Below are 2,678 nucleotides of genomic sequence, written 5' to 3' on the forward strand. Positions count from 1 at the left end.
GCTAACCCCATCAATTAACCTTCCAGCACCGGGCAGGCGTCACACCGTATACGTCCACTTACGTGTTTGCACAGTGCTGTGTTTTTAATAAACAGTTGCAGCCAGCTGGTCTCTGCGACTGGCTTCGGCTCCGGGCGCGGGCCCTTCACCTACCGCCAGCGTGCCTTCTCCCGAAGTTACGGCACCATTTTGCCTAGTTCCTTCACCCGAGTTCTCTCAAGCGCCTGGGTATGCTCTACCTGACCACCTGTGTCGGTTTGGGGTACGATTCAAGGTGACCTGRGGCTTAGAGGCTTTTCCTGGAAGCCGGGCATCAACCACTTCACCGCCGTGGCGGCTCGTCATYACGCCTCGGTGTTAACGAAAGAGCGGATTTGCCTGCTCTTTCCACCTACACGCTTAAACCGGGACGACCGTCGCCCGGATGGCCTAGCCTTCTCCGTCCCCCCTTCGCAGTCACCTTCAGTACAGGAATATTAACCTGTTTCCCATCGACTACGCTTTTCAGCCTCGCCTTAGGGGTCGACTCACCCTGCCCCGATTAACGTTGGACAGGAACCCTTGGTCTTCCGGCGAGCGGGTTTTTCACCCGCTTTATCGTTACTTATGTCAGCATTCGCACTTCTGATACCTCCAGCGGGCCTCACGACGCCGCCTTCGCCGGCTTACAGAACGCTCCCCTACCCAACAACACATTCATGTCGCTGCCGCAGCTTCGGTGCATGGTTTAGCCCCGTTACATCTTCCGCGCGGGCCGACTCGACCAGTGAGCTATTACGCTTTCTTTCAATGATGGCTGCTTCTAAGCCAACATCCTGGCTGTCTGGGCCTTCCCACCTCGTTTCCCACTTAACCATGACTTCGGGACCTTAGCTGGCGGTCTGGGTTGTTTCCCTCTTCACGACGGACGTTAGCACCCGCCGTGTGTCTCCCGTGATGACATTCTTCGGTATTCGCAGTTTGCATCGGGTTGGTAAGCCGGGATGGCCCCCTAGCCGAAACAGTGCTCTACCCCCGAAGATGAACTCACGAGGCGCTACCTAAATAGCTTTCGGGGAGAACCAGCTATCTCCCGGTTTGATTGGCCTTTCACCCCCAGCCACAGGTCATCCGCTAATTTTTCAACATTAGTCGGTTCGGTCCTCCAGTTAGTGTTACCCAACCTTCAACCTGCCCATGGCTAGATCACCGGGTTTCGGGTCTATACCCTGCAACTACTTCGCCCMGTTAAGACTCGGTTTCCCTGCGGCTCCCCTAATCGGTTAACCTTGCTACAGAATATAAGTCGCTGACCCATTATACAAAAGGTACGCAGTCACCCTGATACATCAAGGCTCCCACTGCTTGTACGTACACGGTTTCAGGTTCTGTTTCACTCCCCTCGCCGGGGTTCTTTTCGCCTTTCCCTCACGGTACTGGTTCACTATCGGTCAGTCAGGAGTATTTAGCCTTGGAGGATGGTCCCCCCATGTTCAGACAGGATACCACGTGTCCCGCCCTACTCGTCGAGTTCACAACCGAGGCATTTTGGTGTACGGGACTGTCACCCTTTACCGTGCGCCTTTCCAGGCGCTTCCACTCACACCTCGGCTGATTCAGACTCTGGGCTGCTCCCCGTTCGCTCGCCGCTACTGGGGGAATCTCGGTTGATTTCTTTTCCTCGGGGTACTGAGATGTTTCAGTTCCCCCGGTTCGCCTCGTTTGACTATGAATTCATCAAACGATRGTGCAACGCATTGCACCGGGTTTCCCCATTCGGACATCGCCGGCTAATAGCGCTTCATATCAGCTTACCGACGCTTTTCGCAGATTAGCACGTCCTTCATCGCCTCTGACTGCCTAGGCATCCACCGTGTACGCTTAGTCGCTTAACCTCACAACCCGAACGTGTCTCGGATCATTCAGCTTGAGAGACTCRTCAATAATACCGCGAGGATATTATTGACCGTTTCAATTTTTCAGCTTGTTCCGGATTGTTAAAGAGCAAAATAATTCACAGCATACTGTCGCCAATATGCTCTGAACTATTTCTTGTGTATGGTGGAGCTAAGCGGGATCGAACCGCTGACCTCCTGCGTGCAAGGCAGGCGCTCTCCCAGCTGAGCTATAGCCCCATACAGAATTCACCGTTATCGTCCGTTCGACCAACTCGCTTAGCCGCCGGGTATTTCAACGCGAGTAACGCAGTGCGCGCGAGCACATGAGTCACGCAGCGATTGGAAGACCCAAGGATAAGGAGAGTTGGTAGGCCTGAGTGGACTTGAACCACCGACCTCACCCTTATCAGGGGTGCGCTCTAACCACCTGAGCTACAAGCCTATCGCGATAACGTTATTCTTTTCTTTCATCAGACAATCTGTGTGAGCACTGCACTCCACTGTATCTCAGGTAAGGAGGTGATCCAACCGCAGGTTCCCCTACGGTTACCTTGTTACGACTTCACCCCAGTCATGAATCACAAAGTGGTCAGCGCCCTCCCGTAGGTTAAGCTACCGACTTCTTTTGCAACCCACTCCCATGGTGTGACGGGCGGTGTGTACAAGGCCCGGGAACGTATTCACCGTAGCATTCTGATCTACGATTACTAGCGATTCCGACTTCATGGAGTCGAGTTGCAGACTCCAATCCGGACTACGACAGACTTTGTGTGTTCCGCTTGCTCTCGCGAGGTCGCTTCA

Annotated in this window: 2 tRNA genes and 2 rRNA genes; all 4 read right to left on the reverse strand. The window is 54.1% G+C overall.

Features of this window, described 5'->3' with window-relative positions:
* Window positions 1-1,874, reverse strand: a 23S ribosomal RNA gene (locus D3222_RS24130); the annotation flags it as partial.
* Window positions 1,875-2,038: 164 nt separating this feature from the next.
* Window positions 2,039-2,114 (reverse strand) — tRNA-Ala (locus D3222_RS24135).
* Window positions 2,115-2,242: 128 nt separating this feature from the next.
* Window positions 2,243-2,319 (reverse strand) — tRNA-Ile (locus D3222_RS24140).
* 70 nt (window positions 2,320-2,389) lie between these two features.
* Window positions 2,390-2,678: ribosomal RNA gene (locus D3222_RS24145) — 16S ribosomal RNA — on the reverse strand; the annotation flags it as partial.

Origin of the sequence: Photorhabdus sp. CRCIA-P01, assembly GCF_003545805.1 — a bacterium.
Classification (GTDB): domain Bacteria; phylum Pseudomonadota; class Gammaproteobacteria; order Enterobacterales; family Enterobacteriaceae; genus Photorhabdus; species Photorhabdus antumapuensis.